This window comes from Pseudomonas sp. 22515, from assembly GCF_052044625.1.
GTDB classification, from domain to species: Bacteria; Pseudomonadota; Gammaproteobacteria; order Pseudomonadales; family Pseudomonadaceae; genus Aquipseudomonas; species Aquipseudomonas alloputida.
The window spans coordinates 1-14,802 of sequence record NZ_JBQENN010000007.1 but is presented as its reverse complement, the minus strand read 5'-3'; the positions used below and the strand labels follow the sequence as shown (position 1 = coordinate 14,802).

Annotated in this window: 13 protein-coding genes; 1 reads left to right on the top strand and 12 read right to left on the bottom strand. The window is 61.4% G+C overall.

What is annotated here, in order from left to right:
• Positions 1–45: 45 nt before the first annotated feature.
• The 6 genes from ACTJJN_RS08650 to ACTJJN_RS08625 all read right to left on the bottom strand — a co-directional run bounded on the left by ACTJJN_RS08650 (position 46) and on the right by ACTJJN_RS08625 (position 6,080).
• The gene (locus ACTJJN_RS08650; RefSeq protein WP_011953182.1) at positions 46–1,464 is read right to left on the bottom strand and encodes an efflux transporter outer membrane subunit; all 1,419 of its coding nucleotides are present in this window, start codon (positions 1,462–1,464) and stop codon (positions 46–48) included.
• On the bottom strand, positions 1,461–2,336 hold the full coding sequence (locus ACTJJN_RS08645; protein ID WP_003255903.1) for an efflux RND transporter periplasmic adaptor subunit: 876 nt from the start codon (positions 2,334–2,336) through the stop codon (positions 1,461–1,463). The genes ACTJJN_RS08650 and ACTJJN_RS08645 overlap by 4 nt, the downstream gene beginning before the upstream one ends.
• Positions 2,333–2,545: a DUF1656 domain-containing protein gene (locus ACTJJN_RS08640; protein WP_003255905.1), complete on the bottom strand. Its 213-nt coding sequence runs from the start codon at positions 2,543–2,545 to the stop codon at positions 2,333–2,335. The genes ACTJJN_RS08645 and ACTJJN_RS08640 overlap by 4 nt, the downstream gene beginning before the upstream one ends.
• The gene (locus ACTJJN_RS08635; RefSeq protein ID WP_011953181.1) at positions 2,542–4,629 is read right to left on the bottom strand and encodes an FUSC family protein; all 2,088 of its coding nucleotides are present in this window, start codon (positions 4,627–4,629) and stop codon (positions 2,542–2,544) included. Before ACTJJN_RS08635 ends, ACTJJN_RS08640 begins: the two co-directional genes overlap by 4 nt.
• On the bottom strand, positions 4,626–5,078 hold the full coding sequence (locus ACTJJN_RS08630) for a MarR family winged helix-turn-helix transcriptional regulator (RefSeq protein ID WP_003255908.1): 453 nt from the start codon (positions 5,076–5,078) through the stop codon (positions 4,626–4,628). The genes ACTJJN_RS08635 and ACTJJN_RS08630 overlap by 4 nt, the downstream gene beginning before the upstream one ends.
• A 207-nt stretch (positions 5,079–5,285) precedes the next feature.
• Complete coding sequence (locus ACTJJN_RS08625) at positions 5,286–6,080, bottom strand: tetratricopeptide repeat protein (RefSeq protein WP_011953180.1); 795 nt, start codon at positions 6,078–6,080, stop codon at positions 5,286–5,288.
• A 207-nt stretch (positions 6,081–6,287) separates the two neighbouring features.
• Between ACTJJN_RS08625 and ACTJJN_RS08620 the strand changes: the two genes are divergently transcribed.
• A complete protein-coding gene (locus ACTJJN_RS08620) occupies positions 6,288–6,848 on the top strand; it encodes a WYL domain-containing protein (RefSeq protein ID WP_003255912.1) in 561 nt (186 codons plus the stop codon).
• Between the two features lie 117 nt (positions 6,849–6,965).
• On the opposite strand, the gene ACTJJN_RS08615 is transcribed toward ACTJJN_RS08620, so the two are convergent.
• The 6 genes from ACTJJN_RS08615 to ACTJJN_RS08590 form a co-directional block, all read right to left on the bottom strand.
• A complete protein-coding gene (locus ACTJJN_RS08615) occupies positions 6,966–7,829 on the bottom strand; it encodes an ABC transporter permease (protein WP_011953178.1) in 864 nt (287 codons plus the stop codon).
• 14 nt (positions 7,830–7,843) lie between these two features.
• Positions 7,844–8,707 carry an ABC transporter ATP-binding protein gene (locus ACTJJN_RS08610; RefSeq protein ID WP_003255915.1) on the bottom strand — a complete coding sequence of 288 codons (864 nt, stop codon included), beginning with the start codon at positions 8,705–8,707 and terminating at the stop codon, positions 7,844–7,846.
• 6 nt (positions 8,708–8,713) lie between these two features.
• The gene (locus ACTJJN_RS08605) at positions 8,714–9,733 is read right to left on the bottom strand and encodes an ABC transporter substrate-binding protein (protein WP_003255916.1); all 1,020 of its coding nucleotides are present in this window, start codon (positions 9,731–9,733) and stop codon (positions 8,714–8,716) included.
• Between the two features lie 17 nt (positions 9,734–9,750).
• Positions 9,751–10,650 (bottom strand): TauD/TfdA dioxygenase family protein, encoded by a 900-nt coding sequence (locus ACTJJN_RS08600; RefSeq protein ID WP_003255919.1) that lies wholly within the window; start codon positions 10,648–10,650, stop codon positions 9,751–9,753.
• 198 nt (positions 10,651–10,848) lie between these two features.
• Positions 10,849–11,190 (bottom strand): hypothetical protein, encoded by a 342-nt coding sequence (locus tag ACTJJN_RS08595; RefSeq protein ID WP_003255921.1) that lies wholly within the window; start codon positions 11,188–11,190, stop codon positions 10,849–10,851.
• A 138-nt stretch (positions 11,191–11,328) separates the two neighbouring features.
• The coding region (locus ACTJJN_RS08590; protein WP_440781201.1) for a type I secretion C-terminal target domain-containing protein at positions 11,329–14,802 on the bottom strand (3,474 nt) is incomplete at its 5' end.

The window sequence follows — 14,802 nt, the reverse complement described above, 5'->3', positions numbered from 1 at the left end:
ACTGGCAATTTTGATAGTGCGTAATTCGCCGAGCCGTGAGCACACTTATTCCTGAGTACGGGCCTTCCACCCCCCACCCAACGCGAGAAACACCCCAATCTGCCCCAACGCCACTTGGCTGTTCGCCGCCGCCAACTGCGCACGCATATCGGTATAGGTCCGCGTCGCCTGCAAATCCGCCAGGAACGACTCACGCCCCGCTTGGTAATACCGGTGCGTCTGGTCCGCCGCTTCCTTGGCCGATTTCTCCGCCTCGGCCAGCGCCTCGCGCCGATCGAGCAAGGCGCTGTATTGCGCCAGGCGGGTCTGGGTCTCGCGGATGGCATTCAGCACAACCCCATCGAAGTTCGCCAGGGCCGCCTGGGTCGAGGCTTCGGCCATGCGAATGCGGGCACGGGTGCCGTTGGTGGGGATGGTCCAGCTGATCTGCGGGCCAAAACCCCAGCGGTTGGTCGAAGGCTCACCAAGGTTCTCCAGGATACCGATGGTGCCAACCTGGGCGCCAATGCTGATGTCCGGGTACAAGGCGCCGGTGGCCACGCCAATATAGGCGGTGGCGGCAGCCAGCTGGCGTTCGGCCTGACGCACGTCGGGGCGGCGCTTGAGCAGGGCCGCACCATCGCCCACCGGGACCAGCTGGTTCAGGTGCGGCAGCTCGGCGCAATCGGCGGTACCGGCAGGCAACTGGTCGACCGGCTTGGCCAGCAGCGCGGCCAGGGTGTACATGCCCGTCTCGCGTTCGGCCTTGAAGCGTGGCAGTTCGGCACGCAAGGATTTGAACTGGGTCTGCGAGCGGGTGACCTGGGTTTCATCACCACGCCCAGCATCGCGCAGGCGCTGGTTGAGTTTCACGCTTTGCTCCTGCAGATCGAGGGACTCACGGGCAATGTGGTATTCCTCGTTGGCCGAGCACACCTGGGTATAAGCCTTGACCACGTCCGCCACAAGCGTGATGCGGGCAGTGTCGGCAGCGGCCTGCACTGCGTCGGCATTTGCCTTGGCAGCCTCGGTACCACGCTTGAAGGTACCCCACAGGTCGAACTGGTACGAGGCACTGATGATGGCCTCACCGATGTTGGCTACCGGCACCTTCTCAGGCTGCAGGAAAGCTTCGCCCGACTCCTGCAGCCGCTGAGCGCCGAGTTTGACGCCACCGTTGAAGCCGCCTTGCGATTCAGCCACCTCCACCTGGGCGCGAGCTTTGGCGATGTTGGCCGCCGCCACGCGCAATTCGGTGTTGGCACTCAGCGCCTGGCGCACCAGTTCATTCAGCCGCTGATCCTGATACAGCTGCCACCAGTCCTCGGGGACCGGCGCCGACACGACGCTGTCGGCATCCTGGCGCAGCGGGCCGTTCAGGTCATTGCGTTGCACGGCCGCATCCCCAGGCACCTCATAGTCGGGACCCACCATCATGCAGGCCCCCAGCGACAGGCACAGGCCAGCCAGGATCAGCTGTTTCATGGGCGCTGGCCCTCGATGATCGACACCGTGGCAGTGCGCCCGGCGATCATGCGGAAGTCTTGCGGCACTTCGTCAAAGGCGATGCGCACCGGGATGCGCTGGGCCAGGCGTACCCAACTGAACGCCGGGTTAACGTTAGGCAGCAGGTTGGCGCCACTGCTGCGGTCGCGGTCTTCGATGCCAGCGGCAAAGCTCTGCACATGGCCGCGCAGGCGGGTGTTGTCGCCCATCACACGGATGTCCACGGCATCGCCGATGTGTATACCGCCAAGCTTGGTTTCCTCGAAGTAGCCATCGACATGGTACGAGGCGCTATCGACCACCGACAGCACCGGGCGGCCGGCGGTGACGAACTCGTGGTTACGCGGCGCGCGGTCGTTGAGGTAGCCGTCTACCGGGCTGCGCACCACCGAGCGGTCAAGGTTGAGCTGAGCAGTATCGACAGCCACTTGCGCCTCGCTGACAGCCGAACGGGCACGGGCCTCGCGGGACTGGCTTTCTTCCAGTTGCTCGGCGGCCACCAGGTTGCCCAGCTTGCGGTTGCGCTGCGCTTCGCGGGAAGCCTGGGCCAGGGTCTCCTGGCGCTCGCCAAGGGTTGCCTTGGCTTGACGCAGGGCCAAGGTGAAGCGGTCCTGGTCGATGGTGAACAGCACGTCGCCACGTTTGACGGTCTGGTTGTCGCGCACCTCGACCTTCTGGATCAATCCCGACACATCGGGGGCGATCTGGATCACGTCAGCGCGTATGTGGCCGTCACGGGTCCAGGGGGCAAACATGTAGTAGACCACCATCTGCCACACGAGCACGGCGGCGAAGGTCACTACCAGCAAGGTCAGGACCACACGGCCCAAGGTCAGCATAGGTTTTTTCATGGCAGCATCAGGTTTCGGCAAAAGTGGTCCACCGCACCAAGCAGCACGGCATACAGAGCAACGTTGAACAACGCCCGGTGCCAGACCAGGCGGTAGAAATGCAGGCGCACCAGCACCGCGTGCACCCCAAGGAACAGCAGGTAGGTGCCAAACATCATCACCAGCAGCGTGGGCAGGAACACCCCGCTGATATCCAGTTCACCAATCACAGGGGTGCTCCGTCGAGGCCGGGGGGCAGTTGCGGTTGTTCAGCTGGCTCGAGCATCACCTCCACCCCCGGCAACAGCGCCAGGCGCAGACCGCTCAGGGCATGCAGCAGGTGGGTGCGGGCATCACCGCGCTCGTACAGCTCGTCCAGGTTCAGCGCCAGGCGAGCGCGTTCCATGTTGCGTAACAGTGCGGCCGGGGCATGCAGGCGTTCGCCAGCACGCAGGCAGGCGGCGTAGTGCGCACCGACTTCCTCGACCACAGTGTTCAGGCGCTCGCGAGCCTGCTGGCCGGCGCGCGGCATGTACGCCAGCAGGTCGAGCAGGTTCAACCCTACGCGCAGGTCGCGCAGTGCCACGCCACTGTCCTGGCCGGTTTGCGACAGGCGTGGCAGGTGCTGCATCAGGCGGTCGAGCATCTGTACGCCAACCTGGCGGTGCTCGGCCAAGGTCGCAGGCTCGGTCATTTCGACGATGTCGCGCCAGGCGAAGCGGGTCATGCGCTTGGCCGCCAGCTCCACGCCGAACGGGCGCATCACCAGGGTCCAGATAAAGGCGAACAGAAGGCCCGCGGGGCCGGCAAGGTTGGAGTTGAGGAAGGTGAAGAAGTCGGCGTCGTAGGCGCCCTGGATGCTGATGAAGGTCGACGTGTTGACGATGGTCAGCAAGGTGCCCAGGTAGAAGCGCGGCTGTACGGTCAGGGTGCCTATGCAGATGAACGGCACGGCAAAGGCCAGCACCAGCATCGGGAAGTCGTGCAGGTTGGGCAGTACCAAAAACAGGTACAGACTGGAGAAGATGACCGACATCAGCGTCCAGAAAAAGAACCGGTAGATCTGCGGTGCCGGGTCGTCCATGGCGGCGAAGAAGCTGCACGCAACTGCCGCGAGGATTACCGCACTGGCGCCGTCGTTCCAGCCCAGTCCGATCCACAGGCCGCAGGCGACCACGATCGCCAGGACCGTTGAGGCTACCGAGTACAGCATCAGGCCACGATCAAAAAACGCTGTCAGGCGGCCCAGCCGCCAGTGGCGATACACCGCACGCCAAGGCTTGGCATCATCGGTACGCAGGGCGTGCTGCAGGGTGCAGCAGTCCTGCCACAGGTCGGCCCATTCGGTCAGGCGGTACAGGGCGTTGGACAACAGCAGCTCGGCGCGCTGGTCGAGGGCGGCTGTAGCGGGCTGCAAGCGGCCGATCTGCTCATGCAACGTGGCCCAGTGCGCTACCGAAGCGCTGTCGGCAGTGCCTTTGAGCCATTCACGAGCGGCTTCCAGCACGGGTTGAAGCTGGGCGAACTGGGCCGGGGCGCGGCCTTCCAGGGCTACCAGTGCGTCGTCGAGGGCGTCGATCACCGGCAGCAGATGGATCATCCGCCCGCGCAATTCGCGGGCGTTCTTCAGGGTATGCGGGCCGGCACCTTCGTGGGCGAGCTGACCGATCATCAGCTCCAGCGAGTTGAAGGTGGTGACCATCACCCCGCGCATCCCGCCGACCTTGTCGGCACTGGCATCGCGGGCCAGGTAGGTGTCGCTGTAGCGAATCGCCTCGGTGAACCAGTTTCCGGTGGCACCGACTACCACCGGCGCCAGCCGGCGTGGCCAGAAGATAGCCCCGACGACTGCCGCGCAGACAATTCCCAAACAGATTTCCTGCGCGCGAGAAGAGGCCACATCGAACACTGCCAGCGGATTATCCACCACGGCCAAGGCAATCATCGGCAGGGTATAACCGGCCAGCATCAGCACGTAGTTGTTGGCCGTGCGCAGGTTCAGCGAAAGGAACAGCAAGGTGCCGGTCCACAGGGCAATGGCGATGCTCAGCAGCAACGGTGACTGCACCAGCGGCGGCACCAGGAAGATTGCCCCGCCAGCGCCGAGCAACGTGCCGACGGCACGGTACAACGCCTTGGAGCTGGTCGGGCCGACGAAGGGGCTGGAGACGATGTACACCGTAGCCATGGCCCAGTAGGGACGCGGCAGTTGCATGAGCAGAGCAATGTACAGGGCAATCATGGACGCGCCGAAGGTGCGCACGCCGTAGAACCAGTCACGGGCCGGAGGGACAGAGCTGAAGAAACCGTTCATGCCACCCCGCCTGCGCTGCCCAGACCGGCAGCCTCGAAGGCACGAAGCACACGCAAGGCAGCTTCCAGGTCGGCCTGATCGATACCGCCGAGCACATCGCGGCGCAAGCGCACCAGTTCGGCTTCAATGGCTTCGGCCAGGGCACGGCCTTCGGCAGTCAGGCTCAGTGCCTTGGCGCGGCGATCCAGTGGGTCCTCGCTGCGGCACACCAGGCCAGCTTTGCACAGTTGGTCAAGCAGGCGTACCAGCGACGGGCTTTCCAGGCCAGCGGCCTGGGCCACAGCCACCTGGTGCACGCCGTCGCCCAGGCGCACGATCATCAGCAACGGCGCAGCGCAGGCCTCGGAAATGCCGTAGCCGGTCAAGGCGGTATGACAGATGCGCCGCCAGTGGCGGGCAGCAACTACCAGGCCACTGCTGACTTGCAGGCGCAGGAAATCAAGGGACATGAAGAGAACCAAGTATATTCATAGTTTGCTAACTATCAATATACGCCCCGACATCCCCCTGTCGTCAACAGGGGGCGACGGATAGCCGGGGTGAAATGTTGTTCATTTTTCAGCCAGTGCTGGCGCGCTTCGCGGGTAAACCCGCACACAGGGGCTGCACCGGTTTCGGAATCTACGCAATCCCTGTGCAGCACTGGAGAGAAATACTCAGGGCTGGATCTGGTCTTCCAGCTTCATGGTCAAGGCCAATGTACTGCCCATTTGCACCGCCCGGTCCCGCCACTCCTGATACCGCACCGCATCACGGCTGCTGAAATGCACCGCCAGCTCCTCTGCCGCTTGCACCACCCCCGCCGCTGCTGCCAGCTCAAGCCAGTAAAGCGCTGCCTTGAGGTTGGCCTCTACGTGCAGCCCATGCATCAGCCGGTAGCCCACTTCAAAACGACAACGCGCCTCGCCCTGTTCGGCGCCACGCATGAACCACTGGTAGGCCTGCACCAGGTCAACCTGCCACTCCAGGTCACCGTCGCACACCTCCTCCTCATACAGGTCACCCAGTGCGGCGGCGGCATGCAGCATGCCGCGGTCGAAGGCCTGCCGGTAACACTCCGCCGCCTGCACATAGGAAGGGTCGATGCCTTTGCCGAAGTAGTGTTGTTGCCCAAGGTTGAACCAGGCAGCAGCATTGCCCTGCAGGGCCGCCATGCGCAACAGGTGCCCGGCCAGCACGGTATCGGCCCGCCAGTACTTGCCGTTGAGCCAGATCCAGCCGAGATCGTTCAATGCGGACACGCTGCCTTGCAATGCCTGGCGACGCAAGTCGACATACACCGCCTGCAGGTCGTTGGCCTCATCCAGGCGGTTGACCAGCAGTGACCGCTGGCTGGGCAAGCCCACACCGCAGAACAGCCGCTGTCGCCTTCCTGCAGGGGCAGGAGGGGCGATGACCCGCTCGGGCAGAAGGCGGGCAAGTAGCGAATGGATATTGCTGGCAACAGACATGTTCATCCTCATTGAACGACGCACAGCCCCAACCTTCGGCTGTGATGAGGCGTGATTCTGCGTGATGTCACGTCAAAACCTGTCGCGAACGAACCGGCACGAGGCAACCAAATGCGACTTCCTTGATCTGAGCAGGCTGTGGCCAATTGCCATGCCCCTCGCATGCCGCCATCCTATTGCGGCAAGCCTAGACAAGGACGTTATCTTTTGCCGTTCGCCACCACTCGCGCCACCCTTAGCCGACAGTGGGCGCTGCTGCGCCAGTTGCCCAGCCGTTCCCCAGGCATAACCAGCGCCGAGCTGGTCTGGCGCCTGCGTGACGTGGGGTTCACGGTCAGCAAACGCACTGTCGAGCGTGACCTCAACGAGCTTTCGCTGATATTCCCGCTGGAGCGCAATGACAAGAGCATTCCGTTCGGTTGGCACTGGTCGGCCAGTGCCGTGGGCGAATTGCGCGGCAATTTCGACTTGCTGACACATCTGCGAGGGGATGCATTGCAGCCATCGCAGGGTGAGGGCGTGGAGCTGGTGGCGCGAATCAGCGATGCACTGGCGCGGCAGTTGCGGGATGCGCCATTGAGCAGCGACATGCAACTGACGGCGCTGGAGCATGGGCATCGGTTACGCGGCACGGTAAGTGACGGCTGGCCATTACGCTGGTGGCTGTTGAGCCATGGGGACAGGGTGGTGGTAGAGCAGCCTGCCGGCTTGCGGGAAGAGATTGGCAGGATTCTGAGCAATGCGGCAGCTCAGTACCAGAATTTGTAGCCAGTACAGGGTCTTTCGCGGCGGTTCGGCGCCTCGCCCCTCTTTCAAGGACGAAGATCCCGCAGACGCGGATTCTAGCGTCAATCTGCCGCGAAAAGGCCGGTACTGGCTAACCTGCTAGCGCTGCATCCCCCATCGCCGCACCGTCAACCGCTCCAGCGTATTGAACACCAGCCCTTCCACCAGCAGACCGATCAGGATCACCACCGCCAACCCGGCAAAGACCTTGTCGGTATACAGTTCGTTGCGGTTCTGGAAGATGTACCAACCCAACCCGCCTTTGCCACTGCTGGCACCAAACACCAATTCAGCGGCGATCAGGGTACGCCAGGCAAACGCCCAGCCGATCTTCAACCCCGACAAGATTGACGGCAGGGCTGCTGGCACGAGGATGTGCAATACCAGCCGCAGGCCCTTCAGACCATAGTTGCGGCCAGCCATGCGCAGCGTCTCCGACACACCGAGGAAGCCGGCATAAGTATTCAGCGCCAACGCCCATAGCACCGAATGCACCAGCACGAAGATCAGGCTGTTGTCACCCAGCCCGAACCACAGCAAGGCCAGCGGCAGCAGGGCAATGGCCGGCAACGGGTTGAACATCGAGGTCAGTGTGCCCAGTAAGTCTCGGCCCAATTGGGTCGACACCGCCAGGCTGGTCAGGCCAAAGGCCAGGACGATACCCAGCACATAGCCTTTGAGCAGTATTACCAGCGAAACACCGACCTTGGCGGGCAGTTCGCCACTGATCATGCCGTCCCATAGCGCCGTGGCGGTTTGCAGAAAGCTTGGCAGCAGCAGGTCATTGTCCTGGTAGCGGGCAACGGCTTCCCATAGCACAGCGATCACCAGCAATATGACCGCCTTTCTCAACCAGCCTTGCTGCCACAGGCGTTGGGCCAAGGGGAGTTGTCGTTCTACAGGCACACTGAGCAGGGGCTCCAGCTGCACCTCGTATTCCTGGCGTACAGGTGTAGTGGTCATGGCTGAGGCTCCTGTCAGTAGGCGATACGAATATCGTTGAACCCAAGGTTGTCAGGCTGTTCCGGGATATCGGCTTCATCGAACAGCAAACGGTGGATACGCCGGGCACTGGCCTGGAAGTCGCTGCCACCCAGGCTGCCCAGGCCGTATTGATGGCTGTGCACTTCGGCGCGCACCCGCCCCGGGTGGGGCGACAACAACAGGATGCGGTTGCCGACCACCAGCGCTTCTTCGATGGAGTGGGTGACGAACAACAGGGTGAACCGCACTTCCTCCCACAGCAGCAACAGCTCTTCCTGCATCTTGCGCCGGGTCAGCGCATCCAGGGCGGCGAACGGCTCATCCATCAACAGGATCTTGGGCTGGGTGGCCAAGGCCCGGGCAATTGCCACACGTGCCTTCATACCACCGGACAACGTGTGTGGATAAGCATCGGCAAAGGCGGCCAGACCGACCTTCTCCAGATAATGCAGCGCCCGCTCCTCCGCCTCCGCACGCTTGAGTTGGCCAGACACCAGCAGCGGAAAGATGACGTTCTGCTTCACCGTTTTCCACGGCGGCAACTGGTCAAACTCCTGGAACACCACGATGCGGTCGGGGCCTGGGCCACGAACTGTCTGGCCCTGCAGCAGAATCTGGCCTTCTTGCGGCTGGATAAAACCGGCCACGGCTTTGAGCAGGGTGGACTTGCCACAGCCGGAGGGGCCGAGCAGTACAAAACGATCAGTGCGGTCGACTTCGAAGCTGACCTGATGGGTGGCCCGCACCACGCGTTGCGCGGTACGGTATTCGAGGCTGAGGTTATCCACCTTGAGCAAAGGCGGCGCTGCAACACGGCTCAGGTTGCTGGCCGTGTGGCCTGGCAATGGGGCGGTCATGATCGGTCAGCTCCCCTGCAGCGGGCGTTCATCCTGGAAGAAGTAATCCTTCCACGATTGCGGCTTGTGCTTGATGGCGCCTACCCGATAGAGAAAATCGGCCAGCTTGTAGGTGTTCTTGGGCGTAACGGTAAATTCGTACTGCGGGTTGTCGATCAGCTTGATCAGCGCGTCGCGGTCGATCTTGGCCTTGGTTACGCGGATATAGGTGTCGGCGGCAGCGGCCTTGTCTTTCTGGGCGAAGTCTGCGGCTTCGGCCAGGGCATCGACGAAGGCCTTGTAGGTCTTGGGGTTGTCCTTGCGGAACTTCTCAGTAGCAAACAGCAAGGTCGGCGAGTTGGGGCCGAGGAGGTCGTAGCTGTTGAGCACCACGTGCACGTCCTTGTTGGCCAGCACCTGGTCCTGGAACGGCGGGTTGGAGAAGTGCCCGTTCAGCTCGGTGCCGCCCGCTAACAGTGCGGCGGTGGCGTCCGGGTGCGGCACGGCCAAGGTGTATTTGTCGAGGCGGTTGTATTCCTTGTCGCCCCACTGCTGGGCAGCGGCGTACTGCAGGAAGCGCGACTGCACCGAAACACCCACCGCCGGAACGGCGATACGGTCTTTGTCGGAGATGTCGGCGATGGTCTTCACGTTGGGGTTGCTGCTGACCAGGTAGTACGGAAAGTTGCCCAGCGAAGCCACGGCCTTCACGTTCTGCCGGCCCTTGGTGCGGTCCCAGACGGTCAACAGCGGCCCGACACCGGCGCCGGCGATGTCCACCGAACCGGACAACAATGCGTCGTTGATGGCCGAGCCACCCGACAGCTGCGCCCAATCGACTTCGATGTCGATGCCCTGCTCCTTGCCGTGTTTCTCAATCAGGTGCTGGTCACGCACCACGTTCAGCAGCAGGTAGACGATGCCGAATTGTTCGGCAATACGGATCTTGCCTTCGGCCTGGGCCACGGCGGGGGCGGCTAGGCTGCCGACGACCAGGCTTGCGCCCAGGCCGATGCTTGCCGCCAGGCGGCTGATGGATTTGCGCATGATGGTTTCCTCAGTCGTCAGAACGGGGCATCGCCCTGGATGGTGGTGCGGTACAGCTTGCGCCGCAGGTGCGCGGGGCAGCCGGTGGCCAAGTGGATCAGCGAGCGGTTGTCCCAGAACACCAGGTCATGGGGCTGCCACTGGTGGCGGTAAATGTTCTGCTCCAGCACGCTAAGGGCATACAGCTGCTGCAGCACGTCGCGGCTTTCATCATCAGGCAGGCCGACAATGCGGGTGGTGAAGCCTTCACTCACGAACAGGGCCTTGCGGCCGTTTTCCGGGTGGGTGCGGACTACCGGGTGAATGACCTCCTTTACCTGCGCCAGTTGCTCGGCAGTCAGGGTCGGGCGCCAGTTGCCTTCGAATTTGGTTTCAGCGTAACGGGCGGTATAGGAGTGAGCGGCACTGCGGCCCTCGACCACTTTGCGCAGGGTATCAGGTACAGCGTCCCAGGCTTTATGCATGTCGGCGAACAAGGTGTCACCGCCTTCACTGGGCAGTTCCTGGGCATGCAGCATGGAACCGAGGCTTGGCAGCTCTTTGTACGACAGGTCCGAATGCCAGAACTTGCCGGCATCACCCAGGCCGATGTTCTGGCCATTTTCGATGATGTTGGAAACGATCAGGATCTCGGGGTGGCCAGTCAGCAAGAACTGCTTGAGCACATGGATCTGTAACTCACCGAAGCGGCGGCTAAAGGCGATCTGCTGTTCCGGGCTGATACGCTGGTCGCGGAACACCAGCACATGGTGGTCGAGGTGGGCGCGATGGATACGGGTGAAATCCTCGGCGCTGACCGGTTTGGCCAGGTCCAGACCTATGATCTCGGCGCCGACGGCACCCGAGAAGGGGCGAACTTCAAAAACTTGCGGCTGGGCGCTGTCGATGGACGACAAGGCGTTCAAGGCGGCTGACATTTTTCACTCCCACGCAATGCGCGACCTCAATGGCGCGCAACGATCAGAAACGCACGGGGATTTCCCGTGTGGGTTCAAGTCGTGCGGCGCATCGATTGGTCGACGGGTACGCAGTGAAAGCGACTATAAAGTCATAAAGCCAATATTTTAAATACCATTAAGGAATAACAATATCACTCTCGCGGGAGCGTCCTGCAGTCAGATCAGCCCGCCCTGCTCTTCTTCGTCAATCAGGTTATTGAGGCTGCTGAGCGCCTTGCGCGCCGTGGAACGGTTGAGCAGCTTGGCCTGCGCGCCGGCGGGCAGGTCGGTGATCTTGAACACCCCCTTGGCGGTCAACACGTCGATCAGGTCCTCAAGCACGCGGATCATGTCCAGGTCGCTTTGTTTGAGCTGGTTGAGGCTGTTTTCCACGACATCATCGGCAAACCATTCCTGGATATCGGCATGGTCTGAAGGGAGCATTTCGGTGAACTGATCAAACGCGGCTGCTTCCACCCGCAGCAACTGGCCGGCGGCGTTGCGTTGCACGTAGAACATGGCGATGTCCCTCGTCACGTTGGTTCCTTGTTGGTAGACAGCAGCATAGGCAAAGATCGCCGGGCGCGCAGGCCCGGCGCCAGAGTATGCGCTGTTGGCGGGTAGCAGGAAAGAGCCGGGGCCGNCCCCGGTAGTCTGTCAGCTGTCCTTGTTGTGGATGATGATGGTCGGATCGGCACCGCTGATCAACGAGTTGATCGTCTGGTTGGACCAGTTCACCCCTTCCAGTTTGATGGTCACGTCGGCGTTGGCGATACCACCTTCGGCGTTGAGCTTGCCTTCGCTGCTGACTTGCAACGTGGTCGTACCCTCCACCGTGGTGAGCTTCAGGTAGTTGTCGATGGTGCTGCCCTTCTCGCCCTGCAGCAGGTCCTTCAGGTCGATACGGTCACCCTCGGCCTTGTTGAAGTCCTTGATCACGTCGTTACCGATGTCGCCAGCCTTCCACACGAAGGTGTCGGCACCGCTGCCACCGATCAGGATATCGTCGCCCTGGCCACCGATCAGGGTGTCGTTGCCGGTACCGCCCAGCAGGATGTCGTTACCTTTGCCGCCATCGAGCGTGTCGCTGCCACCTTGGCCGAAGAGGATGTCATTGCCATTGCCGCCCGACAGGATGTCATTGCCGTCTTTGGCACCGGAGATATCGAACTCGGTGTAGTGCTCGGTGATGTACTGGTGAACATTGCTGGTAGTGACAGCACCGACTTCAACACCGCTCTTCTGTGCAACGTACGTCTGCAGGGCCTGGTAGCCCTCGCTGACGACACCGTTGAGGGTGATCAGGTCACCGAAGATGATGTCGTTGCCGTTACCACTATCAATGGTGTCGGCACCTGGCACCGTTGCTTCGGAGTGACCGAGAATCGCCTTGGCCAAATCGGACGGGTCGATATTGGTCTGTGGCTTGCCGGCACTGTCGTAAGGTTTCAGATCGTTCAGCGTGACATCGCTGTTCAGGCCGATAGCCTGGACTTTGCTCAAGCCATTGGTGCCGCCCAATACTGCGAAACTTTCAGTAGAACCTGCGGCCGAGTAGACGTAGTTCCAGTAATCCGCGTAGCCGGTACCGTCCAGGCTGGAGAGTTCATAGGTACCATCACCTTGTGCGTGAAGGGTGCCGACCGTCTTGGTGGAGTCAAGCACCAACTCACCGCGGCGGTTCTCGGTATAGGTCAGCACTTTGACCACACCATTGCTGCTGATCTCGACCTTGTGAGTCGCATCGGCCCAGGCGCTGAACGTGTCACCCATCTTGTAATTGTTGACGTTGACTACATCATCCAGGCTCTTGCCATTCTTCCACAGGCTAGGGTTGGTGGACTCACCGCTCTGATAATAGGTTGGCTTACCGTCGGTAATGAAGTAAGTCAGGTTCTCCGCACCTTTGTTGCCGGTGGCCATGGTGCTGTTGAAGAAGTTGGACGTGGTCTTGAACGCGTCTTCATAGTTGGTACCGCCACCGTAGTAGCCGCCCACCATCGAGTTCAATACCGCCTGCAACTTGCTCAAAGCATCCGGGTCGGCAAGGTTCACTGCCACGTTCTTGTTTACCTGGGTATCGAAGTCGACCAGGAAGATGTTTACGGTACCCGAGGTGTCCGAGCCCAGGCTGGCCTTGAGCGTGTTGAACACCGAGGCCAACTGCGTCTTGGCGTCGGCAATCGACTTGTCGCTCATACTGCCCGAGCTGTCGACCATGAAGGCGATGTTGTAGTTCTTGCCCTGAACCACGTTCAGCCCGGATACGTCAGCGACGATGATGTCGTTGCCTTCACTACCGGTCATCGTGTCATTGCCCGAGGTACCCACACTGGCCTTGTAGGTCGCAGCGTACACCGTCACCGGGATATTGCCGGTGGTGATGGCCGAGCCGCCCAGGCTTTCGGTGGCAGTCGAGGTAACCGTGATGTCGAACGAGCCTTTGTAATAGGCCGGCGGGGTCAGCGTCAGGCTGCTGAGTTTCCAGCCTGTCACATCGACCGGGGCAGTACCAACCGTGACCGTGTGGCCTGCACCATCGCTCAACACGGTACCTTTCGGGATACCGCTGAGTGTCACGTTCAGGCTTTCGGAGCCGTCAGTGTCGGTCAGGGCGGTGGAAATACCGACCAGTTTCACCGAGCCACCCTCAGGCCCTTCGTTGAGCTTGTAGCCGTCGTAGTAGCTCTGACCATTCACGGTGTGCAGGTCGGACACGCCCAGGCCTGCGTTCGCCATCTCGGTCACGTTCTGGTACATCTTGACGTTCGAGCTGCTCAGGTCGGTAACGGCACCGGAGCCTACCTGGATGTTCAGGTCATAGCTGCCTGGACCGGACTGGTTGGCATGGTAGACCTCGATCGGGTAGTAGCCGCTGGTATTTGGGGTAAAGGTACCCGACACCCCGCCACCGGCTCCCCAGGTGGCCGTGACTACAGTCTTGCCACCGATGGTGACCACGAAGCTGTCGTCGGCCAAACCACTGAAGGTATAGACCTTGCCGGCTTCCAGGTAGATCAGGCCCGACGTTTTCGAACCGGTGCCAGCGGTGACGCTGCCATCGGACTGCACGTTGGTCGTGGTGCTGCTGGAGTTCGCGCTGCCGGAGTTGGCAAAGACCGTCTTCAGATCCTCGCCGGTAATGCCGTTGCCGCCAGTACCCAGGCCTTTGAGGCTGGTCCAGACTTCCTTGGTCAGCCCTTTGGACTCGATATCGGCGCTGCCGAAGCTCAGGGTCGGTTTGTCGGCAACCGGGCTGATATCGACCTTCATGGTCACTTCGCTGCCCAGGTTGGTGCCATCGTTCGGCTTGAACTTGAACTGGGCGTAGTCAGCCTTCTGGTTACCCACGCCAGTACCACCGTAGTTGTCCGCACCCGACTGGTTGAGGGCCGGAACGAACTTCAGGTTCTTGGCAGTGATATCAGCCTGGCTGACCACCTGGCCAACGGCCACATTCACCCATGCAGTACCGTTGAAGAACTGCAAGTTGCCGGCGGCCGGGAGCGAGGTAATGGTCACAGACAGGTTAGTGTTGCCATCGGCATCAGTGACTTTGAAATCACTCCAGGCAAATACGTAATCGGTGTCCTCCACGCCAAATACTGCGCCGCCAGGCGAAACCGGCAGGTGGTCATTGTCGAGAATGGTGGTCGTCACGCTCGATTTGCTGCTATCAACCTGCAGGTTCTCGAAGTTACCACCCGTGGCGGCTTCGATCTTCACGACGAAGTTCTCGGTACCTTCGACCAGTTTGTCATCGATGGTAGCGATGTTGAACGTCGTGCCTGTGCTATTGGCCGGAATCTTCACGGTCGCAACACCGGTGAAGTCATCACCGTTTTTGGCGGTACCGCTGTAGCTAAGGGTGATAGTGACTTCGGACTTGGACGCGTTGCTCAGGGTCAGCGTGTACTGGCCGGTTTCACCTTCGGTCAGAGAAGACGTGCCGGTAATACCAACGATGGTGACGTCACCCTGGTTGCCGGTGCCCGGCGTTCCCGTACCTGGTTCGTCGGTCACAGCGGTGCTGACCGGGGTCTTGTCCAGCGTCAGTTGCTCGAACTTGCCGACATCCGCACCTTCAACGGTTGCGATCGATTTGATCACAGGGTCGTTGGTACCGACGTA